Below are 22,185 nucleotides of genomic sequence, written 5' to 3'. Positions count from 1 at the left end.
TTTTGTGATTTTAAAAATAAAGAAAGAGGTTAAATTATGAATATCTTGCGGAGACTCCATGCTAACAACCTCTTCCTTAAAAAGAGACTTATATAATAATTTATTGTTTAGCAGGAAAGTATTTTGAAATTTTTATTTCACTCAGAAATTAACCATAAAATTGCTCTTTGTTTTTTCGTTTTAAGCATCCTGAAACTTTTCAAAAGTAAATATTCCTCTTTGCTAGATATTCCTCCATCACTAGGGTATGAAATATTTTCTTTTGTTGATATATCGCTATAAAAATAGGAAATAGAAACATCCAATATGTTGGCAATTTCTTGCAAACGTCCTGCCCCTACACGATTTAAGCCTTTTTCGTATTTTTGGATTTGCTGAAAAGTTATTCCTAATTGGTCGCCTAATTGTTTTTGAGAAATTCCCATCATTTCTCGTCTTAAGCGAATTTTTCTGCCTATAGAAATATCATTAAAATGCGGATTTTTAGTTTGCACTTCAAAGTCCCCCACCGGGTGCGAGCGCCCTCGCATTGGTATTCTGGGAGTAAAAAGTACTGAGTTCGATTCAGCTTTTTGCTTTTAGTACTATTGTACCTGGACATAACAAAAACTCCCAGAACACTGGGAAATTTTATGTTATCGAACTCGGGCTTTTTATCCCCCATTGACCGTTGCGTCTACGATCAAAACAATCCGCTTATTGGTAAAAGTAATCTGAGAAAATTGCAATAAGTTCTATGCTAAAATCACAGATTATTAAAAAAATAAAGAAAGAGGCTGAATTATGAATATCTTGCGGGAACTCCATGCTAACAACCTCTCCCTTAAAAAGAAACTTATATCACAATTTAGTATTTTGCAAGAGAGTGTTTTGTTTTTTCTGAACGGTTATTCAATCTATGGGTCTTACTATCTCAGATGCTGTGCGTATGTTGATGGTATATATTTCTAAAAATGAAGTTTTACCACTTGATCTATTTCAACCTTCTCTAGAAACACTACAGGCTATCAAAGATGCAGAGGATGGTCGTATGGAAAAAATGACATTGGATGATTTACAAAACTTGATATGCAATGATGAAGAAATGAACAACCAAACATCATGATAAGTTTTCTATAAAATCTTCGAGATCTGTTTGATATTTATCATCTAGAAAAACAGGTTGTCTGATGGCTTTAATTGGTTTTATTCCACTTATGCGTTTTTTTAATCTAAAATAAGTTATTCGAGAAATCCCTGTTTTTTTTTGAACAACTTTTAAAGGAAAACCATTCTTAATCAACGATAATGCTATTTCTGTTTTAGGATGAGGTTTTCGTCCAAGTCTTACACCCGCTTCTTTTGCAGCAGCTCTACCTTCCATCGTACGCTCTAAAATACGTACACGTTCTGCTTCTGCCACAGCTAATAAGATCTGAACAACCATTTTCCCCATTGCTCCTTCAGTACTGAAATTGTTTTCTAGGAAACGAAAGGTAATACCCTTTTTATAACAATCATCAATAACGCGGATCATATCGGCAGTATTTCGTCCTAACCTATCCATTTTTGTACAGATGATAATATCATCTCTTTCCGCACGCCCTAATAAACGCTGTAATCCCTCACGTTTATCTGTTGAACCAGTTATCATATCAGTAAAAATACGGTCTTCACGGACACCAACCTCTTTAAGCGCGTTAATCTGAAGGGTTAACTTTTGCTGATGAGTTGAAACTCTAGCATATCCAAGCAATGTCATTTTAGTCTCATAAATTGATTTTGATACCTATTTGATATCATAATACAAAAACACGATTTATGATACTGCTTTTTGGTGCTTTTTTGGTGCTTTTTTTTGAGTATCAAATATTATAATATTTGATACTTCAGAGAACTTATGCTGATGACCTTAATGAAGATGGTGGTGATTTTCTTAATCGTCTTATTGAAGTTTACATAAATAGTAATTACGCAGAAAATACATAATTTTTATTTATTATTTACGTATAAAATACGTAATAAATATTCAATAAAGCGGCAAAACAATATTCCACAACGAGCCTTATCAGGTAAAAGTTGACCACAATCCACTTTGTGTCATGATGGACAACTCTCGTTATGGAAAATTGTTGTTTTTTTATTACGCTTACTTGTTCGTATAGATTGGTCACTACAGCGCTATATGGGAGCGCGTTCCCTTCTCTATACGTCACTTCGTTACGCTTTGTAAACGAAGATGCAAGCGAAAAAGCACTCGCTTTAAAATAATAAAAAGCCGTGTTATATAAAAACGTTGCTTTATTATAATACAGATATTTTATGGGGGGATATGAAATAATGCCCAAAATTTTTATTGTTTATAATGATCATACTACTTTAGAACAAGTTAAACGTCTTCTTTTCAAGCTTGGCATTGAACCATCTGTTTTGCGAAAGATTGATAGTAATGATGCAACCATTCTTGAGATTTTTTTACAAGAAGTTATGATACAAACTAATTCTCCAAAAATTGGTATTGTGCTACTTACTCCTGATGACATTGGCTATGAAAACTCTGCTGGTAAAAAAGGTGCACGACCACGTGCACGTCAAAAGGTTGTTTTTGCAATGGGAATGTTAATAGGTGCCCTTCTTAGAAAAAACATTATTGTTTTAAAGCAACAAGATGTTGAAGTTCCTTTAGATGACAAAGAAAATTTATACCTTTCCTTTAAGGATCATGTAAAAGAGACATTCCCCAAACTTGTTAAAAAATTAAGCTCTTATGGATTTCAATTAAATGCAGAAATGATTTCAGGTGCTGGAAATTAAATTTGGAGAGTTTAATTACTGTTATTATTAAATATTTATTATTTACATACAAAATACACAATATTTATTTAATGAATAATTAGTGAAATTTTATTATCTGTTACGCTATAGAACCCTATCCTTTTAGATAGTAAATAATTTAAATAATTAATAAATACGTAATAAATATATGTTAATTATTTAATGTTTATTCATTAAATAAGGAATATACCATGCCAGTCATTACTATGTGCTCAACAAAAGGTGGTGTTGGAAAATCAACAATAGCATTGGTGCTAGCTAACGTTTTTGCTAAAGCGGGATCTAAGGTAAAACTGATTGATGCAGACCCAAATCAACCACTTGTGACATGGATGCAAAGATCTATAGATACAATGCCCCAAAATATAGAAGTTTGTGGAAATGTTTCTGAACAGAATATTGTTTCATGCATTGATGAAGCTGTAGAACAATTTCCATTTGTTATTGTTGATCTTGAGGGTTCTGCTAATCTTGCTGCTTCTTTTGCTATAGGAAGAGCCGATCTTGTTTTGGTTCCTATGAGAAAAAAACAACTTGATGGAGATCAAATAGGAAAGATTATTGCTTTAATAAAACAACAGAGCCAGTTCTTTAAAAGAGAAATACCTTTTCGTATCGTATTCTCTATGACAAATACCTTAAATAGTCGAGAAGGGCTTCATATAGAGAAAACGTTAGAAAAAGCTCATATTCCTATTTTACCTGCTTCATTAACTGAAAGAGGCGCCTTTAGTGCTCTTTTTCAGATAGGGGGATCACTGTTTGATTTATCATCCTCTGATGTAACCAATCCTCAAGCGGCACAAGAAAATGCAACGGTTTTTGCTAATGCTGTTGTGAAAGTATTGGATAATGAAAATTTATTAAAGGATAAAGTAGCATGACAAAAAGAGCTGAAATTCCATTACCCAATTTTGAAAATTTACAACCGTTTACAAAAGCACAAAAAGTAGATGAAAAAGATTTAGATGAGATAGGTCAAAAAAATGGTTTTACGACACGTCATAGTGTGGAACCAAAACGAGGTGGTGGTAGCGGGCGTAGACGACGTAGTTTAAAAACAGCACGATTAACACTTGCACTTGAACCAACAGTAAGAGATAGTTTCTGGTCTTTAGCTGATGACCTTAATGAAGATGGTGGTGATTTTCTTAATCGTCTTATTGAAGTTTACATAAATAGTAATTACGCAGAAAATACATAATTTTTATTTATTATTTACGTATAAAATACGTAATAAATATTCAATAAAGCGGCAAAACAATATTCCACAACGAGCCTTATCAGGTAAAAGTTGACCACAATCCACTTTGTGTCATGATGGACAACTCTCGTTATGGAAAATTGTTGTTTTTTTATTACGCTTACTTGTTCGTATAGATTGGTCACTACAGCGCTATATGGGAGCGCGTTCCCTTCTCTATACGTCACTTCGTTACGCTTTGTAATGAGAGGCTTTCCGCCTCTCAAACTCTCAGGAACGCTCACCAAAATCATGAGATCAGACCCGCGTTTTATGAGGGGACTAACAATCCTTGGTTCTTAGGGTCAAGGAAACCCCTACGGGGCGCCTAACGGCGTCCTTGACAAAGAACCATAACGGCTTGTTTTGTCCCTCTCACGCGGCTCCGAAATCATGATTAAACAAAGAGCTTGGAAGGGCAATCAAAGGGAAAAAACTGAGAAAATTATAAGGTGTTTTTTAAAGCTATATATTTGAAAATATTATAAAAAATATCAAAAAAAGAGTGAAAAATAATTGACAATAAATACGTATTTTGTTATATAAATACTCAAGTGATCAAAACACTAAACAAAAACCGTAAGCGGATAGATTACGAAACAATCTTTCCCATGTTTAAAAAACTGACTGTCTTTTATGTTCTAAAAACGTATAATGACTTTGTCGGGTGTGGTTACATCATACAATACCCTTTATGGGAAAAGTGTAACAACGGACTTACGGCCGTGTTTTGAGCACCCGGCTCCTTTATAAGGAGTCAATTCAAAACTTCTATTAACCGTAAGGAGTTCATTATGAACATTATATCAAAAAAATATGAATTAACTGATGAAACCAGAAAAATTGAAGGTGTCACACTTTATCGCATTCGTGCCTTAAGAGACTTTGGAAATGTTAAGGCTGGTGACTTAGGTGGTTTTATTGAAAAAGAAGAAAACCTCTCTCATGAAGGTAATTGCTGGGTTGCTGGTAATGCATTGGTTTTAGATGAGGGGCGTGTTTATGACAATGCACAAGTTTGTGATAATGCCGCTATAGCTGGTCATGTTTATGGGAATGCTTATGTATGTGATAAAACCCGTGTTTATATTCACGGTAGAGTTTATGACAATGCTCATGTTTCGAATAAAGCGTGGGTTTTCAATGATGCTCATGTTTATGGAAATGCGAAAGTCTTAGGTTCTGCTCGTATTAAGCCAAATGCACAAATTTATGAGAATGCCGTTGTATGTGGAGCAGCAAAAATTTATGGCAAGGTTTATGGCAATGCTAATGTGGGTTGCCATACTGATGTTTATGGATCTGTTTATGGGAATGCTAAAATTTCAGGTTATTTTACCATTAGAGGTAGAGTCTATGGCAATGCAAGATTAAAAAGACATAGTGACCTCATTTTTGTTTCTAAAACTTGTGAAGTCTATGAAGGCGATACAGTTGTAAAGATTGTTGAAAATGAAGCAGCATAAATGACAGGCGCGGGGGGGCGCCTGCTTTATTGTTGTAGCTATCATTAAAAGAAGTGTTAAGCAATAAAAAAATCCTAGAATTTAAATAAACACTTGCAATTATACCCATATAGGTATATATATAATTATGAATAAAATGAAACGTATCATATGGCTTGGATCATCACTCAAAGACATAAAAAGTCTCCCTGATGTTATTCAACAAAGTATTGGTTATGCTCTTTATCTTGCGCAGAATGGAAAGAGAGGAGAGAACGTTAAGGTTCTTAAAGGATTTGGATCTGCTAATGTTTTAGAAATTATTGAACGTGATATACAAGGAACTTATCGTGCTGTTTACACAATACGATATGAAAAGGCTATTTATGTGTTGCATTGTTTTCAGAAGAAATCGACCCATGGCATTGCAACACCAAAACCAGATATCAATCTTATTAAAGAGCGTCTTAAATTAGCAGAACAATTAGAAAGGAGTTAGGGATGACTAGTGTTTTTCACGGTACTTACAATGTTTACGCAGATCTTGGTTTTCCAGATTCTAGAGAAATGCTTCTTAAAGCACAGCTTGCTTGCAAAATTAGTCAAATTCTTAAAGAAAAGAACTTAACTCAAAAACAAGCTAGTCAACTTTTAAAAATGACACAACCTAAATTGTCTAGGCTTTTGAATGGAGAGTTCCGTGGGATCAGTGAGATGAAAATGCTTGAGTGTCTAACTAAATTAGGAAATGATATCAAAATTGTTGTTAGTTCTGAAAAAGTTAAAACACCAGAAGGACATCTTGAAGTTGTTTTTGCGTAAAGCATTTATAGCTAGTACCAAACGGTACTCACACCGGCTACTTCAAGTTTAATAGCGATATGGGAGGGGGTAATGGACACTCTGTCTACTAACAAATTAGATACAAAAAAACAAAATCCAGTTTCCAAACATCCAATTTTAATAACACTTATGCGGAGAGTATTGTCTATAGTACGCAAAATATTGAAAATATGCCTCTTTTTTCTTTTTCTTTTGCTTATTCGTAAACCGGTTATTGTTATAACAAATTTTATAGCAGGGGCGAGTTTATTAATGTTATTCTTTCTTTTTTGGGGATATATATCGGGTACCTCGTTCTATGGACATCAAACAGAAATGGTCATTAGTTATACCGTCATGATGTTTCTCTTTTTAGCAGTTAATTGGGGATATGATGCGCTCCTATTACGGTTAGCTCCTCCTGATTATGATCTTATGCTTTTTAAGTAATGCGCAGAATAATGAGAAAGAAATGAGAACGATTAATGTTCTTCATAAGAGTTCCAATGTTTACGCAGGTCTTAGTTTTCCAGATTCTAGAAAAATGTTTCTTAAAGCACAGCTTGCTTGCAAAATTAGTCAAATTAAATATTTTCTCAGTTTTTTTCTCTTTAAGTACCCTTCCAAGCTCTTTGTTTAATCATGATTTCGGAGCCGCGTGAGAGGGACAAAACAAGCCGTTATGGTTCTTTGTCAAGGACGCCGTTAGGCGCCCCGTAGGGGTTTCCTTGACCCTAAGAACCAAGGATTGTTAGTCCCCTCATAAAACGCGGGTCTGATCTCATGATTTTGGTGAGCGTTCCTGAGAGTTTGAGAGGCGGAAAGCCTCTCATTAAATTGATATATGGACGCACGAAGTGCGTTCCATTTAAGAGACATTATGATTTCGGAGCAAATCTATTTTTCTTAGCAAAGGCTGTTAAATCTTTTCGTCTAAAATATATAGAGCGTCCACAACGAATAGGGGGCTGTCCTTGTACAAGGATGATCTGCTCGTCTTTTCGCATTTCTTGTGTTATTTCATGGGGGTAGATTAAGGGTCTTTGCTGGAAATTAAGGCTTTCTGTTCCTTTTGCACCTGAAGTCCCTAAGGTTTTGCTTGACCCTTGTACTTCAATGGTCATTTTTCCACATGCTTTAGAAATGTTTTCAGCCGTTTTTATATCTTTGATTGCGGCATAGCTTACGAAAGCGCAACTTTCGAACCATGCCATAGCACCAGAAGGACCAAAGTGTCTTTCGATTTGTCCTACAGATTGGTAAAAGAGCATGAGAGATATTCCATATTTCCGTCCTCTATCGCGCGCCTCTTCTAAGATGTTCATATATCCTAAGAGATCGATTTCATCTAAGACGAACAGCACTCTTTTTGCATAGTTACCATTTGCGGCTTCCATAGCTTTGAGAAACGAGCCAACAAGGATACGACCAACCCCTGGATAAGATTTTAGAATTTTTGATGGTATATTTAAAAAGATATCGATATTTCCTTTTGTAATATCGTCTGTTTTAAAATCATTTCCACTTATGAGGTCTGCATAGTTAGAAAGCGAGAGCCATTGTGTATCTTTTGAAGCGGTAGCATAGACCCCAGAGAAAGTTTGTTCAGCCATGTTTGTAAAGACGCCAAGCGTTTCACGGATGAATAGAGATGGTGATGAAGCTTGTAAAGAACGCAATTTTCCAATCACGGATGGTTCTGGTTCTGATACGAGAGTGCGAAGCGTTTTTAAGTTTTTTTCCTCTAATTTATATTCATCAGAAAAGACGATATGGGCAAGGAGTCCTGTTAGCAAATTATGCGCATGGGATGTAAAGAATTGATCTGTTGATGTTGATCTATGATTTTCAGAGAGGAGGAGTCTTGCTATTTCGACGAGACCTGCTTCTCTTTCATAAAGGGGTATTTTTTCATCTAAGAGCCAATCCAAAGGATTAAAAGTTTTTGTTGATGTGCCATGCGGGTCGAGAATGTATACAGCATTTTTATTTGATTTCTGTCTTGTTTCTTTGACGATTGGCGCGATTTCAGTTGAAGGGTCGAATACGACGAGAGGACCGGTATATTTAAGGCAAGTAGGAATAACATTACTGGTTGTTTTATAACCACCAGAACCAGCAAAGAAGAGCATGTGTGTTGAATCAAAATCGAGTTTGTATGTTAATAAAGGTTGGCTACCACCTTTTCCCCATGTTGTTTTGTCTTTGGGGTTAAAAGCGACATCTTTAATAACATCCTCATCAACTCTGTATCGTTCCCCTATGATTATTTCTCCATCGCTTGGAAAGATTTCTTCCAGTTTTTTCATATTCATCCATTGAGCACCCCCGAAGATCATTTTTTTTGAACTTTTTAGTGGAGAAGCCTTTGCTAATGATAGTTTCATTGTGAAACCAAGAATAACAAATCCAATGAAAGCACCACTCAAAACCATTCTATCGAAAAAGGGGAAAACATCTCCCCAAGTCATGTTGTTTTGCCCGACATATGGACTTAATCTGATGTATTCATTAGCACCGTAATAGATTGCGAAGAGACTGAAGATAATTATGGATGAAAGAGTGATATTTTTTCTGATATGTCTTTTTTGTAATAAGATGAAAGAAGAGCAGGATAGAGCAATAAGGATTAGAATATCAAGAGGTTTTGAACGTACGAACCAATAAGCATCAGCCGTTGTACCATTTTCTGTAATTTCGTTGATTGTTATATTAACAAGGAAAGCTACAATGATTGCAAAGATAAGAGGACAGATTAAAAGTGTGATTTGTTTTTTGTTTAATTGGTTTATCATTTTCCCACCCGCATATCAGTAAAAGCTTGATTTCCTATTTTTTCAAATTCTTGATATTCTTTTGAATTTGGATTGAGTTTTGATGCTTGGATTAAACATCCTAAGATGAAAGATTTATTGGCATCTCTGAGACCTGCTTTGACGACGAGTCCCCCTAAAGTAATTTTTTCACGTGCATCTTTACGTCTTATTTCATCTTGCAAGAATCTTCTCCTTTTTTCAAGACGTCGTAATGATTTTATGGAATTGCCAAGATTATTTAGCTTTGTCTTTTTCTTTTTGAAATCGAGCCTTAATCTCCTCGAAAATATTTTTCCATTCTTCGTTTGTAATATTCAATTCTGTTAATCCAGTTTCTGCTGCTATTAGTGCAATTTTTTCACCCTCTTGTTTTTTGACAGCTTTAATTTTTTCAAGAAGTTTTTTACTTCTTTCATCAAGAGCTTTTTTTTCTTCTAAAAGTTTTTCTAAAGATTTACGCGCCATTTCAACACCTTTACTTTCATTAGGCTTTTTACGTCTGTTAACAGAAAAAAACTAAAATAACAATACTTAATAGTGCGCATTTTATGCGCTCCTGAAAAGGTCTTTTTTAAAAGATTTTTGAAGGCGCAATTATACGTTTGTTTTCACAAACGTTTTTTGCTATAGTTTATTTTGATAAAATAAACGTAAATTTTGGTAATTTTGTCTTATGGCAATAGCACATCTACAAGCTAAAATTATTGGTTCTGGAAAATCAGCAATTTCTGCTGCTGCTTATCGTCATAGAACGAAGATGTTTGATGAATTGCAAGGTTCTCATACGCATAAGTATGATAAAGATAAAGACCTTGTATATTCAGAAATGAATCTTCCAGAAGATGCACCAGAGTGGATTACACAACAACTTAGTTATCTCAATAGGAATGATAAAAAGAGTGAATGGTTATGGAATACTATACAAAACAATGAGCGCGTAAATGGTCAGTTGGCAAGAGAAATCGTTATAGCGTTGCCATTAGAATTATCACGAGATCAAAATATTTCTCTTGTACGAGAATTTATAAATACAAACTTTTCATCGCGTGGTCTTATTTCTGATTGGGTATATCATGACAAGGAGGGAAACCCACATGTGCATATCATGCATACTTTACGACCTGTTGTAGAAAATGGTTTTGGTTCCAAGAAAATAGCAGTTTTAAATAAAGATGGAACAGTGAAAAAGTCTCTCGTTACTATTCGTGATAAGAAAGGAAATGCGATAAGAAAAGAAGAGAGAATAGTTTACGAAAATGTTATAGGTCATAAGGATGCATTGAAGGATTTGCGCAACTCATGGGGTGCGCTTGCAACAAAATATCTTGCGCTTTCTGGTCATGATATAAAATTAGATATGCGTTCCTATAAAGAGCGTGGTTTATCCATAGAGCCAAGCATTCATTTAGGTCAGTCTGCGCATGCAATGAGTAAAAAGGGTCTTGTGAGCAATGCTGTTCAAGCCAATGAAAGGAGAAGACGTAGATCTGTAGAAAAAATCAAAAAAAATCCTAACGAAATATTGAAGTTGATTGCATTTGAGAAATCGACATTTAATCGTGGTGATCTTGCTAAGATTGTTAATCGATATGTTGATAATGCGAACGACTTTAATGATATTATGGTGCGTTTAGAGCAAAGCGATAACCTTATTAAAATTAAAGATGATTTGCGTCCTCATAAGGTCATTTACGCAACAAAAGAAATTTTAAAAACTGAATATGATATGGAGCGGAGTGTTGTTTCTTTGTCTCAAACGACGGGGCATGGTGTTCGTTCTAAAAAAGTTTTATCGGCGATAAGCTCTGTTGAGAATAAAGATCGTAAGCATTCATTTAAATTTTCAGAAGAGCAAGTATTAGCGGTTCAACATATCACGGATGATAAAGCTATTGCAGCTGTTGTTGGTTATGCTGGTGCTGGAAAATCTACACTTCTTGAAGCAGCAAATGTTGCTTGGAAAAATGATGGTAAACGTGTCTTTGGTGCGGCTCTTGCTGGTAAAGCTGCGGAGGGGCTTGAAAAGTCTTCAGGAATAAAAAGTAGAACTCTTGCTGCTTGGGAATTGGCGTGGAAAAACAAGAAAGATAACTTACGGGTTGGTGATGTTTTTGTCATTGATGAAGCTGGTATGGTTTCGTCAAGACAGCTTTCACATTTTGTCCAAGAAGTTGAGAAAGCAGGCGCTAAAGTTGTTCTTGTTGGTGATCATATGCAATTACAACCAATAGAGGCGGGGGCGGCTTTTCGTGCTGTTGTCGATAATATTGGTTATGTTGAACTCTCTGGTATTAGAAGGCAAAAAGAAGAATGGGGTCAGGAGGCATCCCGTCAATTTGCGCGTGGTCAAGTGAAAGAGGCTTTAGATAGTTACAAAGAGAGAGGATTCATTCACGAGACTAAAACACAGAGGCAAGCTATAAATACTCTTGTTGAAGATTGGATGGCTACACGGAGAAAAATAGAGAAAAACTCCATAGAAGAAGGAAAGCCCTTGAAGGGTGATGAATTGCTTATTCTTGCGCATACAAATGCAGCTGTTAAAAAATTGAATGAAGAAATCAGAACCGTTCTCAAAAATTCTCATTTTTTAAAATCAGAGGATGTCGCAAAAGCGGTGAATTTTGATACTCTGAGAGGACAACGCGAATTTGTTGTCAATGACCGAATTATTTTCCTTGAAAATGCAAAGTTTGAAGAAAGATATGCGCAGAAACTAGGAGAACAAAAAGTTAAAAACGGTATGCTGGGTACTGTTTTGTCTACGCACAGTAAAACAGGAAAACCGCTTTTAAGAGTGCGTCTTGACTCTGGTCAAGAGGTTGTTTTCTCCAATAAAACTTATCAAAATGTTGATCATGGATATGCGGCTACTGTTCATAAAAGTCAGGGTGTGACGGTTGATAATGTTTTTGTTCTTGCTTCGCCTTCTATGAATCAACATCTTTCTTATGTTGCTCTGTCTCGACATAGAGAGCAGTCACGTCTTTATGTTGCTGCAGAAGATTTTAAAAATATTCGTTTACATGAACATAAGCAAGTTAAAGGCACTCTAAAGGGTGAACTTGTTGAGACGGGGTATACTTCTTTTAATGAAAATGTAAAAACCAAAACGCCTTATGCCGATATAGCAACGCATCGTGGAATTGAACGTGTTTATGGTGTGAATCTTCCCTCTGCTATAGATGGAGCGCGTATAGAGCTTGGTGATAAGATCTCTCTTCGCCAAGAGAAAGAGACTGTTGTTGTTAACGATAAAAAAATCAAACAAAACATTTTTCATGTTGATTTAATAGAGCGCGGAGACCCCTCTCTTGTTGATGGTATCAAACAATCTGATCGTGCAAGTACTTATGAGAAATTGGTAGCAGCACTTTCTCGCTCTGGTGTTAAAACAACAACGCTTGATTTTGCGGAGTCTCCTGATTATCGGGATTACATTGCACAATTTACAAAAAACAGAGGGATTGATGTTTCACAAGGTCTAGGGGAGAAAATTTCTTCTTATATCGAGACCAATAAAGAATGGTTACAAAAACAGAAAGAAAAAATTGAAACTCTTTGGGATAGAGCAAAGACAGCTTTTGGCAGGCTTCAAAAAGAAAAACGCAAGGTTGAGCAATCACAGAACGTTCCAAAAACACCAAAACAAGCACCCTATCTTGCTGCTTATACCGATACTTCTAATCTAGAACAGAAGGTGCAAAATGCTGTTAGAGAGGAAAAATCTTATATTGATACTTTTAAAGCATTAAATGATCGTCTGAAATCTGTTTACAAAGACCCTCAAGCTGCTGCTGTTAAGATTGAACAAACAATTTTAGCGGATAAGGGGGATAAATTGCCTGATATTTTGGATAAAAACCCTGCTAGAGCTGGTGAATTACGTGGTTCAGATCGTCTCATAGATCGCTTTAAAACAACAGGGAAAGAACGTAAAGAGGCGCTTTGCAATGTTCCCTTTGTCATTTCTACAATTAAAGAACTTCAATCCTTTTATAAAAATTCCTATGAACACAAGAAAGATAAATTGATCCGTGAGCGTGAGCAATTGAAAGTTGAAGTACCCTCTCTTTCAAAAGATGCTGTACGTTATATGAAGGATGTTGCGGTTGGTCGTGAGACTTATTCGAATATACCAGAGCCTCTTAATAAAGAATTTTTGAATCTCCAAAATGCTTTAGATAAGCGCTTTGGACAAGATGCCATTCATAAACGGGACTTTGACTTATCAAAAGCAATATCGCGACAACCTCATGATAAGAAGCTTGTGAATGAACTTCAGAGGGCGGTTAAGTTTCTTCAGCAGAAACAGATACAAGAACAAAACAATGCGATAGCGCGGACAAGGTCAAAAGATGTTGTGCGCTAATTATATATAAAGTAGGTTTTTGCTTGACAAAATTACGGGTATTCCGTATAAAAGAGTATATGCAAATGATTGTTTAAACAGCGGTGGATAGGGGATTATTACTCGTTTAGAGGTCAAGATATTCCGTTTTTTTGTAGATGTTTCTAGTCCTTTCAAGGAAATTGGACAAAGAAAAAAAGAGCCGCATTTTGAAAGGGGAAAAGTGAAGGAAAAATAATGGACAAAGCGAATAAAGCAGGGGTGTTTCTCTCACAAAATTCCAGAGAAGTTCTTTCTTATACGAAAGATGAAGATCATATTGCAAAGTTCGAACTCCATATTCCTGAAAAGGTTGATGTAAAAAAAATTAGAAAAAATATTGGTTTGTCACAGACACAATTTGCGGCACGGTTTGGCTTTTCTGTAGGTCGTCTTCGTGATTGGGAACAGGGTCGATATTCTATCGATAAGCCTTCTCGACTTTTGCTTTGCGTCATTGAAAACGAACCAGAAGCTATAAATCGCGCTTTGAAAAAGGCTTTATTGACATAAGGAGATTTTGAAATGTTGAGTGAAGAGGAAATCAATCAACGTCGTCGTGATGCCGCAAATGCATTAGCAAGTCAACGATTAGAAGGGCTGGAGCCAGATCCGAAAGTTGTTGCCCAAGTGGAACGTTATATTATAGGTGAGATTGAACTAAGCGATATAATCGAAGATCTTATGGGACGGATAAAACGTGGTGAAGTATGAGAATCCAAACGATCCTTATACTGATCCTGAAACTGGTGTGATGTATAATCGGCTTGGTATTAAAGACAAAGCCACACTAAGGAGTCTGGAATCTGCTTTTGCTTATGTAAGATCTCTTGAACTTAGGCGTACTCCTATTAGCGGTAAGTTTGATCTCAATCACATGCAAGAGATTCATAAAAAGCTGTTTGGTGACGTCTATGAATGGGCAGGAGAAATCCGTTCGATAGATATTAGCAAAGGGGGGAGTCTGTTTGCTTATCATCATCAGATTGAAAGCTATGCACCGAAGATTACACAGCAGCTTGCCAAAGAACAATATCTACGGGGTCTTGATGCGGATGAATTCAGCCAGAGAGCTGGATATTATATGGGTGAAATAAATGCGTTGCATCCGTTTCGAGAGGGGAATGGACGTACTCAGCGTGAATTCATTGGTCAACTTGCTCGTGAAGCTGGTTATAATATTAATTGGGAGGGGGTCAAACGAGAGGAAATGACAAAAGCCTCCATTGAGGCACTTTATGGCAGTTCTGAATTACTGTCTGAGCTTATTCGTAAAAACCTTACTGAATTTACAAAAAATAAAAATGTTGACGTTTCGAAAGATCTAGGAGAAAAAATTTCCTCTTACATTGAGACAAACAAAGAATTATCGCAAAAACAAAAAGAAAAGATTGAAGCACTTTTGGATAAAGTAAAGCCAAATGTTGGCAGTCTTCAAAAAGAAAAACGCAAGGTTGAGCAATCACAGAGCGTTTCAAAAACACCAAAACAAGCACCCTATCTTGCTGCTTATACCGATACTTCCAATCTAGAACAGAAGGTGCAAAATGCTGTTAGAGAGGAAAAATCTTATATTGATACTTTTAAAGCATTAAATGATCGTCTGAAATCTGTTTACAAAGACCCTCAAGCTGCTGCTGTTAAGATTGAACAAACAATTTTAGCGGATAAGGGGGATAAATTGCCTGATATTTTGGATAAAAACCCTGCTAGAGCTGGTGAATTACGTGGTTCAGATCGTCTCATAGATCGCTTTAAAACAACAGGGAAAGAACGTAAAGAGGCGCTTTGCAATGTTCCCTTTGTCATTTCTACAATTAAAGAACTTCAATCCTTTTATAAAAATTCCTATGAACACAAGAAAGATAAATTGACCCGTGAGCGTGAGCAATTAAAAGTTGAAGTACCCTCTCTTTCAAAAGATGCTGTACGTTATATGAAGGATGTTGCGGTTGGTCGTAAGACTTATTCGAATATACCAGAGCCTATTAATAAAGAATTTTTGCATCTTCAGAGTGCTTTAGATAAACGCTTTGGACAGGATGCCATTCATAAACAGGATTTTGACTTATCCAAAGCAATCCCAGCAAAGCAGCCTCATGATAAGAAGCTTGTGAACGAGCTTCAAACAGCAGTTAAATTTCTTCAACAGAAACAGATACAGGAGCAAAATAACGCGATAGCACAGACAAAGTCAAAAGATGTTACACAGGTAAAGAAATTTTAATATTGAATTTTGTTTCTCATGACCGTTTTTCTAGAAAGCGTCTCGACGTTTGAAAGGGTCATAATAGATTTCTGTCACACGAAATTTTCCCTCAAGGCGTTTGCATTGAATGATGACATCAATCATAGAAATTAATAAGCCGCGGATATCATCACGTGCTAAACTAGAACCGCCATCACTTTCTTTTACAAGGAGGGTCATTTGTTCAAAGGCAGAAAGTGCGGTTGATGCGTGAACAGTGGTGATGGAACCAGGGTGACCAGAATTGACATTGCGGATATAGTAAAAAGCTGTACCATCTCGGAGCTCTTGTAAGAGGATTCTATCGGGGCGCATGCGTAGTCCCGATTCAAGGAGTTCTTTTGCTCCTGCTTTTGCTAGCCCTTGATTGTCTTTTGAATAAAAGAGTTGCACTTTATTTGCATGCGGAACGACAAGCTCTGGAGTATCTTCAATGGTGAGAATTCGTTCATATTCGGGAATTTTTGCAATTAAAGCTTTGGAGAGTGTTGTTTTACCCGAACCGGTTTTTCCAGATATCAAAATATTTTGTTGAGTAATAACGGCTCTCTCTAAGAAATTACAAAAATCTTTGGCAACGAACAAATCTGTTAACTCTTTCTCCGTATCAGAAAGTTCGTTTACACGTTCAATCATTTGGTTGATGGGTGTAAAACTGACATTCCCTGTGACGGCAAATAGATTGTTTTCGTGTAGACTTTCAAGAGAAAAAGTGCGTGATGAAGGTTTGCGAATTGTCATGCTGATGGTATTGGCTGCGACGGCAGGAGGCATGACAATTTGTATGCGTTCATTATTGGGGAGTGTTGCTGAGAGGACGGGATTTTCTACACTGATTTTCTGTGTGGTATAAGCCGCAACAACTTTTGCAATTCCTTCTAGTTCGCCGTAGGTTAGTTCTTTTAGGATATGGGTTTGCCAACCATTGGAGCTTTCCACGATAACTTCACCAGGGCGATTGATAACAATTTCAAATAAATTTTCGTCATTTAGGTATTTCTCTAATATTTTTAACTTTGTGAGAACGATAGAAGCGCGTTCTGAATTTTTTGCTGTTGCCATAATTTATTTTTGCCGAATTTGAGAATGGAGGAAGAAATTTCTTGAAATAGATCAGGGGAAAACTTTACTTTTTCTTGTTGTGGTGGCGAGTTTGTAAACTGATGAAAAATCCAAATCTCTTGCTACAAAAATATTAACGAGTTCTCCTTGAAATTTTTCTAGGGTAGGGGGGATGTTGATTTGATTTTCAAGAGCAACAGTTGCTGTTTCTTTTCCAGGATTGTTTCCACCTCCAAAACCTCCACCTCCAGAGTTAGAGTTTCTTTTAAATTGATTTGTCAAGGTTGCTGAAGCGCTGTCAATAACGGTGAGTAAGAGTGCTGAGCTAAAGCGTTCCCACCAATGCGTGTTGATGTTGCCATCAAAGCCGGCTCTACCTAAACTATCGGTTGCTGGTGAGGCAAGGTTTGCTATGACACCGTTTGGCGTTTTTGCTCTTGTCCAAAGGACAAAGAGGCGGGATTGTCCTTGCTTTATTCCTCCTCGATATTCACCAACTACTTGCGTTCCTTTATCAAGCAGAACAACACGACCATTATCAGAGAGGATATCACGGTTGATGATACAACTTGCAAATCCTGGTTGATCACTGTTTAAGGCTGTTTCTAATATACAGGGGATTGATGTTCCCATGGCGATGATAAAGTTTCTATCCCCCATTAATCCAGCTCTTGTGCCTTCTATTTTTGTAGGTTTTAAAAGTGAGGAAAAGCTTTGTGGTTCATTATTAGGAATTTCACTTGTATCACTGTAATTTTGTCTTCTTATTTGCTCTGAGTGAGAGCTAGAAGTATTTGTACTAGAAGTATTTGTAAAAGCTAAAACAGGAGCACGTTGTGCCGCTTCAAGTAATGGGTCATCTTTGACTGTTTTTATAGGTGTTGGTGATGGTGTTGGTAATGTAATTTGCCCAATTTTTGCTTGTGGTTCAGGAGGAGATAATTCTAGAGGTGCAAGTGAATTATTAAAACTTTTTTCTACTTTTTTCTGATGATTTTCTGTGTCTTTTTTTGATGTTGGAGTTGAGAATATATTCCAAAGCGTATAGGCGCCAAATACTGCAAAGATTATAATGACAACAGTTTTTGTTCCTCGTGTTTTTGAGATATTATTTTTACTACCCTCAATCGCACCACGATCTTCAATAACTGTCTCATTATTATTATTCATAATGCATTCCCCTTAATGCTTTCAGTTTTAAAAAACTGATACGATTTTGCGTTCAACAGATGGTGAAGTTGTTCCTGTTCCTGGATTTGTACCTTGTCTTTGATAGGCTTCGTTGAAAATGCATAAAACATTTTTTCCATATCTTAGAGTGAATCTGGAGCCAATAGCGTGGACAATGACCATATTGCCTTTGGTGGTTTTTGGAACAAGAGATTCTGTGCCGTCACTGCTTACAATATAGATAGCAGGAATTTCTTGATTATCTGGAAATGTAAATGTTGTTGTTTTGCCGTTGTCATAAACGAAGGAGGGTTCAAGAGTGATGGAACCTTGGGCGGTATATGCCCAATTGCGTGGTCCATATTGTTCAGAAGCATCGAAGAGACCATCAATACGTTGTGTTTGTCTTTTTTCTTGTTTTAAGAGTGCTTCCATTCTTCTTTTTTCTGCTTCGTCTTGTGGGTAGCGAAATTTGACAAGAAAATAGGTTTCGTTACCAGATGAAATATCTTCGTCTTTTATTATCAGTTCGAATTGATAAGAGCGTTTTGAACCATCACGACGTGTGGTGACTACTTGTAGGTTGGTAATAGGTTGTACTTCACGAGCTTTGAGAAAAAGAATGTTGCCAGCTGGAGCAACTTCCCATGCTACGCTGTTACCAACAGCAACATGGGCAATTTCTTCACTGGCGGAAAATTCTATTTGTACGGATGAACGTATCGAGCCAATGATTTTTGTGACATTGTAGGCATCATAGTTGATAAAACGAATGCGACTGTCGTTTGAAGCGCGGGTAGGAAAAACACTTGCATTACCCAAATAGGCAGGAGAAAAGGCAATAGTGGTGAGAAAAAGAAAAAGGAATTTTTTTTTCATGGATTAGTTGACCACTTCTGGATCTGTTCTATATTCACTAACAATAAAGCCAAGAGGATTTATGAGGCGGTTTTGTACGGAGATGGGGGCGTTGATATATTCAAAGGTAAGGGTTGCGACCCAATGGGTGATGGATTCTCTATTGTTTTCATTGTCACGGACGGTTTTGTAGTAACGCACCTGTGCGACATTTTGGTTGATGAAAGAGATTGATTTTATCGTTATTTTCGCGGTCGCGTGTTTATAGATTGTTTGAGGACTTTGCGGATTTCGAGCACCATACCATGTAGAAAATCTGTCCTGTTCTTCAGGAGAAGAGAGCAGGGAGACGGTTTGGAAATTGTGTTGTATTTCTTCGGTTGTAAAGCCTTCGCGGGAACGGACATATTTGGCAGCAAAATAGCGCGTGATTGCTTCGTCGACGTTTGTTGGTCCTTCTTTTAGAGCTTCGACAACTTCAACAATTCCTGTTGAACTATCAACGCGGATGACGAAAGGTTCAACGGTTTTGAGAGGTGTGAGTGTTGTGACCGCTAAAGAAGAGATGATGGCGACTATAACAGCTATACCAGCTATAACCAGTGAAATGCGGGTGATGCGGCGTGAGGCTAACATTCGGTCTTGATCGAACAAGCGCGCTTCAGCGATATATTGCTCTAGGTCTTTTTCTTTCATGCTTTTTGACCACAATCTTTGTAGGATTCAATTTCTTCATCCGTTAATTTTTGCGTGAGAGACATTTCAAATTTACTCTCTTTGACGGATGGTTTTGTGTCTGCGTTATTATTACTACTGATGATAACAGGAGTAGGGGAGGGATTTTTCCCTTCCCAATTCCACATTGATTTGTTTAATGGTCGTCTAGAATATCCATCACATTTTGGTAATGACTTCAGGGTATTTGGTGAAGACATACAACCGTTTAAGAGGACGAGCGATAAAAATACCCCAATTATTTTAAATTCCCGCATTTGATTATATCAACCTCCTCGAAATTTTGATGCTAAATTTTTTAAACCTCTCCAGCCTCCACGACCTACGGCAAGAGTACCTTGACCAGCTAGTCTGCTAGAATGGTGAGCTAAATGCGTTGAGCTTGTAAGGGAGGCACCCCCAGCGGCTAAAGCAGAGGCAATACCAGGTAAATGGATAAAAAGATAAATTCCACCGATACCAATAACCAAAAATTGAACGACAGCAAACATGATGTCAGTAGGGCTATTTGAAAGGATTTTCAGTGCAAGGCTTATGTAGACGTTACCAAGTAATACAACTAATACTTGTAAAATGATGAAGTTTGCTAGTTGTCCTAACCATGCTTCTGTAAATCTTCTTGTTGTTGAAAATAGACCAAGACTTATAAAGAGCGGTCCCACTGATAAGACAAGGAATGAACCAAGTTTAGCGAACGTTGTGACGATAAAACCAATTGTACAAAAAAAACCAGCTATCACTATACAAATTAAACCCGCAAACCAGTTAACAATATATGTAGCCACGTCATACCATGCTGTTTTTGAGTTTGCTTGAAGGGCGTGTTTATAAGCACTTTTCATCATATTATCCCAGACATTTATATCTGAGTGTGCTCCTTGTGTAACATTTGCAATGGCGTTAGGTAGATTATGAAAAAATATATTTGTAATCCAATTGTTGTAGCGAGAGACGTTTGTTGCGAGTGCAATAACGATGCTAAGTTTAAAAGCTGTTGCTATAAAATCCCACATGGGTATAGAAGAACGTCCATACATAATGTTGTAACCCATAAATGCAATATAGAGTGTACAAGCCGCTGTTATTGGACTGTGCAAAGCTCCTGCAAGATGTTCAACAGTTTTGAGCAACAAATCACTAAGAGTACCCATTAGTTGGTTGTCTAAATTGCTAAAGAAAGGATCGTTTGGTCCTGCCATTGGATATCCGTTTTATAAAATTTTTGTTCATGTATATAATTCTGTCGTGGTAATAATTTTTTATGGATCGAAATTGCTTTCGCGTTTTGCTTTTTCTTTCCATTTTTCTTGTTCAATTTTTCTTTTCGCTTCTTCTTCTTGTTCCTTCTTCTCTCGTTCTTCTCTCTCCTTACGGTATTCCTCTTCTCTTTGTTTCCGGTGTTCTTCATCAAGTTCATGAGCGGCAAATCTTGCATTTTCACAATTTTTTGAGTTGCCTGTCCATCCACATTTTATTGCCCACTCTTCCATCAATTTTGGATCTTTTTTAAATTCTTCTACGCTGTAGGTTTTTTCACAACCAGCAGCTATCATTCCGGTGCATAGTAGCAATGTGGTGATAATAATTTTGTTCATGATTTTCCCCTCTTTTTTCAGTTTAATTCACATGGATTTTTTTTGCATAATCTGTATATCGTTTATTAGATTCTTCTCTAGCACGGATTATTTCAGCTTTAGCTTGTGCCTCTTGAATCATCGCGGTTGCTTGCGTTTGTAAAGCCTCTGCTTGTAACATTGCTTGTATCACTGCTAATTGTGTTTGAGCATCTTGAACTTCAGCAGCAGTTTTGGCATATTTGAGCTTTTCGAGGATTTTGCTAATGGCTTCTTTCTTTTTAGTGGCTTCTTCATAAATGGCTTGCCCTGTTGCCGCTTGCCCTACATTATGCTCATGCAATTTTTCAACTTCTCTTTTGTAAAAGGCATCAACTGCTTCTTTTGATCCAGCACCACCTGATGGTTCTTTGTATAAAAGTTTGTCTTTCCACTTTTCAGCATTTCCACCACCACTGGAGCCTTCTATGGATTGTTGCAATTGGTTAAAATCAGAGGGGAACGCGCTATTGTTTCCTTGTTTGTTGAACATTTCTTGCAATGCGGATAAATCGGTTTTTCCATTTAAAGAACTATATAATTGTTTCATTTGGTCGAGTTGGCTCTTTAATTGATTAAGCTGCTCAAACCCTTGTTGTAACTGCTGTGTGCCTTGCTTTATTTGATCTTCCAATCTTCTAACTTGTTCTATGTTTTGCATAAGTATGCTGTAATCGAAGGAACCACCTAAGAATGCATTTGCTTCAGATCCAAACGAAACTGCGCAAAGGGCTGTTGCTAATAAAAGTTTCTTCATTGTTTTGACCTTTCTTGAAAAAGAGGGAGCCATTTTTCTGGAGACTCACCAACTTCATCCATAATGGTTTCTAGGAGTTCAATATTCTTTGTTGTGCCGCTTAAAATGGCTATTTCATCATCAAAACCCCGTAAATTCAGTTCTGCTACAACAGAACTTTGTCCTTGCTTGATGAGAAAACGCCGTGACTCCCGGCTTAATTCTGTTTGTAT

General features: G+C 36.8%; 25 protein-coding genes. 11 read left to right on the top strand and 14 right to left on the bottom strand.

What is annotated here, in order from left to right; all coding sequences use genetic code 11:
* Positions 1 to 137: 137 nt before the first annotated feature.
* The gene (locus AC0QT4_RS07665; RefSeq protein WP_473201121.1) at positions 138 to 494 is read right to left on the bottom strand and encodes a helix-turn-helix domain-containing protein; all 357 of its coding nucleotides are present in this window, start codon (positions 492 to 494) and stop codon (positions 138 to 140) included.
* 404 nt (positions 495 to 898) lie between these two features.
* Between AC0QT4_RS07665 and AC0QT4_RS07660 the strand changes: the two genes are divergently transcribed.
* Positions 899 to 1,105: a type II toxin-antitoxin system RelB/DinJ family antitoxin gene (locus tag AC0QT4_RS07660; protein WP_473201120.1), complete on the top strand. Its 207-nt coding sequence runs from the start codon at positions 899 to 901 to the stop codon at positions 1,103 to 1,105.
* Here the strand turns inward: AC0QT4_RS07660 and AC0QT4_RS07655 are convergent.
* The gene (locus AC0QT4_RS07655) at positions 1,100 to 1,741 is read right to left on the bottom strand and encodes a recombinase family protein (protein WP_473201119.1); all 642 of its coding nucleotides are present in this window, start codon (positions 1,739 to 1,741) and stop codon (positions 1,100 to 1,102) included. The genes AC0QT4_RS07660 and AC0QT4_RS07655 overlap by 6 nt on opposite strands.
* 578 nt (positions 1,742 to 2,319) lie before the next feature.
* Between AC0QT4_RS07655 and AC0QT4_RS07650 the strand changes: the two genes are divergently transcribed.
* From AC0QT4_RS07650 to AC0QT4_RS07625, 6 genes are all read left to right on the top strand, one after another.
* Positions 2,320 to 2,793 carry a TIR domain-containing protein gene (locus tag AC0QT4_RS07650; RefSeq protein WP_473201118.1) on the top strand — a complete coding sequence of 158 codons (474 nt, stop codon included), beginning with the start codon at positions 2,320 to 2,322 and terminating at the stop codon, positions 2,791 to 2,793.
* Between the two features lie 212 nt (positions 2,794 to 3,005).
* A complete protein-coding gene (locus tag AC0QT4_RS07645; protein WP_473201117.1) occupies positions 3,006 to 3,698 on the top strand; it encodes a nucleotide-binding protein in 693 nt (230 codons plus the stop codon).
* On the top strand, positions 3,695 to 4,018 hold the full coding sequence (locus tag AC0QT4_RS07640; protein ID WP_473201116.1) for a hypothetical protein: 324 nt from the start codon (positions 3,695 to 3,697) through the stop codon (positions 4,016 to 4,018). The genes AC0QT4_RS07645 and AC0QT4_RS07640 overlap by 4 nt, the downstream gene beginning before the upstream one ends.
* Positions 4,019 to 4,851: 833 nt before the next feature.
* Positions 4,852 to 5,523, top strand: coding sequence for a hypothetical protein (locus tag AC0QT4_RS07635; RefSeq protein ID WP_473201115.1), 672 nt, complete (start codon positions 4,852 to 4,854; stop codon positions 5,521 to 5,523).
* Positions 5,524 to 5,650: 127 nt separating this feature from the next.
* Positions 5,651 to 6,001 carry a type II toxin-antitoxin system RelE/ParE family toxin gene (locus AC0QT4_RS07630; protein WP_241437548.1) on the top strand — a complete coding sequence of 117 codons (351 nt, stop codon included), beginning with the start codon at positions 5,651 to 5,653 and terminating at the stop codon, positions 5,999 to 6,001.
* A gap of 2 nt (positions 6,002 to 6,003) precedes the next feature.
* Entirely contained in the window at positions 6,004 to 6,324 is a 321-nt protein-coding gene (locus tag AC0QT4_RS07625; protein WP_241437547.1) for a helix-turn-helix domain-containing protein, read from the top strand.
* 878 nt (positions 6,325 to 7,202) lie between these two features.
* On the opposite strand, the gene traG is transcribed toward AC0QT4_RS07625, so the two are convergent.
* Genes traG through AC0QT4_RS07610 form a run of 3 tightly spaced genes read right to left on the bottom strand, consistent with a single transcriptional unit; the run spans position 7,203 to position 9,605 of the window.
* Positions 7,203 to 9,119 (bottom strand): Ti-type conjugative transfer system protein TraG, encoded by a 1,917-nt coding sequence (gene traG / locus AC0QT4_RS07620; RefSeq protein WP_473201114.1) that lies wholly within the window; start codon positions 9,117 to 9,119, stop codon positions 7,203 to 7,205.
* Positions 9,116 to 9,322, bottom strand: coding sequence for a conjugal transfer protein TraD (locus AC0QT4_RS07615; RefSeq protein WP_473201113.1), 207 nt, complete (start codon positions 9,320 to 9,322; stop codon positions 9,116 to 9,118). The genes traG and AC0QT4_RS07615 overlap by 4 nt, the downstream gene beginning before the upstream one ends.
* Positions 9,323 to 9,374: 52 nt before the next feature.
* Complete coding sequence (locus AC0QT4_RS07610) at positions 9,375 to 9,605, bottom strand: TraC family protein (protein WP_473201112.1); 231 nt, start codon at positions 9,603 to 9,605, stop codon at positions 9,375 to 9,377.
* 208 nt (positions 9,606 to 9,813) lie between these two features.
* On the opposite strand from AC0QT4_RS07610, the gene traA reads away from it, so the two are divergent.
* The 4 genes from traA (at position 9,814) to AC0QT4_RS07590 (ending at position 15,757) form a co-directional block, all read left to right on the top strand.
* The gene (gene traA, locus AC0QT4_RS07605) at positions 9,814 to 13,512 is read left to right on the top strand and encodes a Ti-type conjugative transfer relaxase TraA (RefSeq protein ID WP_473201111.1); all 3,699 of its coding nucleotides are present in this window, start codon (positions 9,814 to 9,816) and stop codon (positions 13,510 to 13,512) included.
* Between the two features lie 216 nt (positions 13,513 to 13,728).
* Entirely contained in the window at positions 13,729 to 14,043 is a 315-nt protein-coding gene (locus AC0QT4_RS07600; protein WP_473201110.1) for a helix-turn-helix domain-containing protein, read from the top strand.
* A gap of 12 nt (positions 14,044 to 14,055) precedes the next feature.
* Positions 14,056 to 14,244 carry an antitoxin VbhA family protein gene (locus AC0QT4_RS07595; protein ID WP_473201109.1) on the top strand — a complete coding sequence of 63 codons (189 nt, stop codon included), beginning with the start codon at positions 14,056 to 14,058 and terminating at the stop codon, positions 14,242 to 14,244.
* Entirely contained in the window at positions 14,234 to 15,757 is a 1,524-nt protein-coding gene (locus AC0QT4_RS07590) for a Fic/DOC family protein (RefSeq protein ID WP_473201108.1), read from the top strand. Before AC0QT4_RS07595 ends, AC0QT4_RS07590 begins: the two co-directional genes overlap by 11 nt.
* Before the next feature lie 30 nt (positions 15,758 to 15,787).
* On the opposite strand, the gene virB11 is transcribed toward AC0QT4_RS07590, so the two are convergent.
* From virB11 to AC0QT4_RS07545, 9 genes are all read right to left on the bottom strand, one after another.
* Positions 15,788 to 16,840, bottom strand: a complete 1,053-nt coding sequence (virB11, locus tag AC0QT4_RS07585) for a P-type DNA transfer ATPase VirB11 (RefSeq protein WP_473201107.1) — start codon at positions 16,838 to 16,840, stop codon at positions 15,788 to 15,790.
* A 51-nt stretch (positions 16,841 to 16,891) separates the two neighbouring features.
* Entirely contained in the window at positions 16,892 to 18,010 is a 1,119-nt protein-coding gene (virB10, locus tag AC0QT4_RS07580) for a type IV secretion system protein VirB10 (protein WP_473201106.1), read from the bottom strand.
* Between the two features lie 27 nt (positions 18,011 to 18,037).
* Entirely contained in the window at positions 18,038 to 18,889 is an 852-nt protein-coding gene (virB9, locus tag AC0QT4_RS07575; RefSeq protein WP_473201105.1) for a P-type conjugative transfer protein VirB9, read from the bottom strand.
* A gap of 3 nt (positions 18,890 to 18,892) precedes the next feature.
* Entirely contained in the window at positions 18,893 to 19,564 is a 672-nt protein-coding gene (locus AC0QT4_RS07570; RefSeq protein WP_473201104.1) for a VirB8 family type IV secretion system protein, read from the bottom strand.
* On the bottom strand, positions 19,561 to 19,860 hold the full coding sequence (locus AC0QT4_RS07565) for a type IV secretion protein VblB7 (RefSeq protein ID WP_473201103.1): 300 nt from the start codon (positions 19,858 to 19,860) through the stop codon (positions 19,561 to 19,563). The genes AC0QT4_RS07570 and AC0QT4_RS07565 overlap by 4 nt, the downstream gene beginning before the upstream one ends.
* 9 nt (positions 19,861 to 19,869) lie before the next feature.
* Positions 19,870 to 20,802, bottom strand: coding sequence for a TrbL/VirB6 family protein (locus AC0QT4_RS07560; protein ID WP_473201102.1), 933 nt, complete (start codon positions 20,800 to 20,802; stop codon positions 19,870 to 19,872).
* Positions 20,803 to 20,862: 60 nt separating this feature from the next.
* Entirely contained in the window at positions 20,863 to 21,198 is a 336-nt protein-coding gene (locus AC0QT4_RS07555) for an EexN family lipoprotein (RefSeq protein ID WP_473201101.1), read from the bottom strand.
* A gap of 22 nt (positions 21,199 to 21,220) precedes the next feature.
* Positions 21,221 to 21,973, bottom strand: a complete 753-nt coding sequence (locus tag AC0QT4_RS07550; RefSeq protein ID WP_473201100.1) for a type IV secretion system protein — start codon at positions 21,971 to 21,973, stop codon at positions 21,221 to 21,223.
* The coding region (locus tag AC0QT4_RS07545; RefSeq protein WP_473201099.1) for a hypothetical protein at positions 21,970 to 22,185 on the bottom strand (216 nt) is incomplete at its 5' end. The genes AC0QT4_RS07545 and AC0QT4_RS07550, both read right to left, overlap by 4 nt.

It is taken from the genome of Bartonella sp. EBT8 (assembly GCF_055796165.1).
The sequence above is the reverse complement of the archived record's forward strand: the minus strand, read 5'-3'. Positions and strand labels throughout refer to the sequence as shown.

Coding starts and splice junctions, on each gene's coding strand:
- AC0QT4_RS07570 (WP_473201104.1), bottom strand. CDS start 19,564: ATGAAAGAAAAAGACCTAGAGCAATATATCGCTGAAGCGCGCTTGTTC.
- AC0QT4_RS07645 (WP_473201117.1), top strand. CDS start 3,006: ATGCCAGTCATTACTATGTGCTCAACAAAAGGTGGTGTTGGAAAATCA.
- virB11 (WP_473201107.1), bottom strand. CDS start 16,840: ATGGCAACAGCAAAAAATTCAGAACGCGCTTCTATCGTTCTCACAAAG.
- AC0QT4_RS07555 (WP_473201101.1), bottom strand. CDS start 21,198: ATGAACAAAATTATTATCACCACATTGCTACTATGCACCGGAATGATA.
- AC0QT4_RS07660 (WP_473201120.1), top strand. CDS start 899: ATGGGTCTTACTATCTCAGATGCTGTGCGTATGTTGATGGTATATATT.
- AC0QT4_RS07600 (WP_473201110.1), top strand. CDS start 13,729: ATGGACAAAGCGAATAAAGCAGGGGTGTTTCTCTCACAAAATTCCAGA.
- AC0QT4_RS07650 (WP_473201118.1), top strand. CDS start 2,320: ATGCCCAAAATTTTTATTGTTTATAATGATCATACTACTTTAGAACAA.
- traG (WP_473201114.1), bottom strand. CDS start 9,119: ATGATAAACCAATTAAACAAAAAACAAATCACACTTTTAATCTGTCCT.
- AC0QT4_RS07565 (WP_473201103.1), bottom strand. CDS start 19,860: ATGCGGGAATTTAAAATAATTGGGGTATTTTTATCGCTCGTCCTCTTA.
- AC0QT4_RS07655 (WP_473201119.1), bottom strand. CDS start 1,741: ATGACATTGCTTGGATATGCTAGAGTTTCAACTCATCAGCAAAAGTTA.
- AC0QT4_RS07595 (WP_473201109.1), top strand. CDS start 14,056: ATGTTGAGTGAAGAGGAAATCAATCAACGTCGTCGTGATGCCGCAAAT.
- AC0QT4_RS07635 (WP_473201115.1), top strand. CDS start 4,852: ATGAACATTATATCAAAAAAATATGAATTAACTGATGAAACCAGAAAA.
- AC0QT4_RS07640 (WP_473201116.1), top strand. CDS start 3,695: ATGACAAAAAGAGCTGAAATTCCATTACCCAATTTTGAAAATTTACAA.
- AC0QT4_RS07610 (WP_473201112.1), bottom strand. CDS start 9,605: ATGGCGCGTAAATCTTTAGAAAAACTTTTAGAAGAAAAAAAAGCTCTT.
- AC0QT4_RS07550 (WP_473201100.1), bottom strand. CDS start 21,973: ATGAAGAAACTTTTATTAGCAACAGCCCTTTGCGCAGTTTCGTTTGGA.
- virB9 (WP_473201105.1), bottom strand. CDS start 18,889: ATGAAAAAAAAATTCCTTTTTCTTTTTCTCACCACTATTGCCTTTTCT.
- AC0QT4_RS07625 (WP_241437547.1), top strand. CDS start 6,004: ATGACTAGTGTTTTTCACGGTACTTACAATGTTTACGCAGATCTTGGT.
- traA (WP_473201111.1), top strand. CDS start 9,814: ATGGCAATAGCACATCTACAAGCTAAAATTATTGGTTCTGGAAAATCA.
- virB10 (WP_473201106.1), bottom strand. CDS start 18,010: ATGAATAATAATAATGAGACAGTTATTGAAGATCGTGGTGCGATTGAG.
- AC0QT4_RS07560 (WP_473201102.1), bottom strand. CDS start 20,802: ATGGCAGGACCAAACGATCCTTTCTTTAGCAATTTAGACAACCAACTA.
- AC0QT4_RS07630 (WP_241437548.1), top strand. CDS start 5,651: ATGAATAAAATGAAACGTATCATATGGCTTGGATCATCACTCAAAGAC.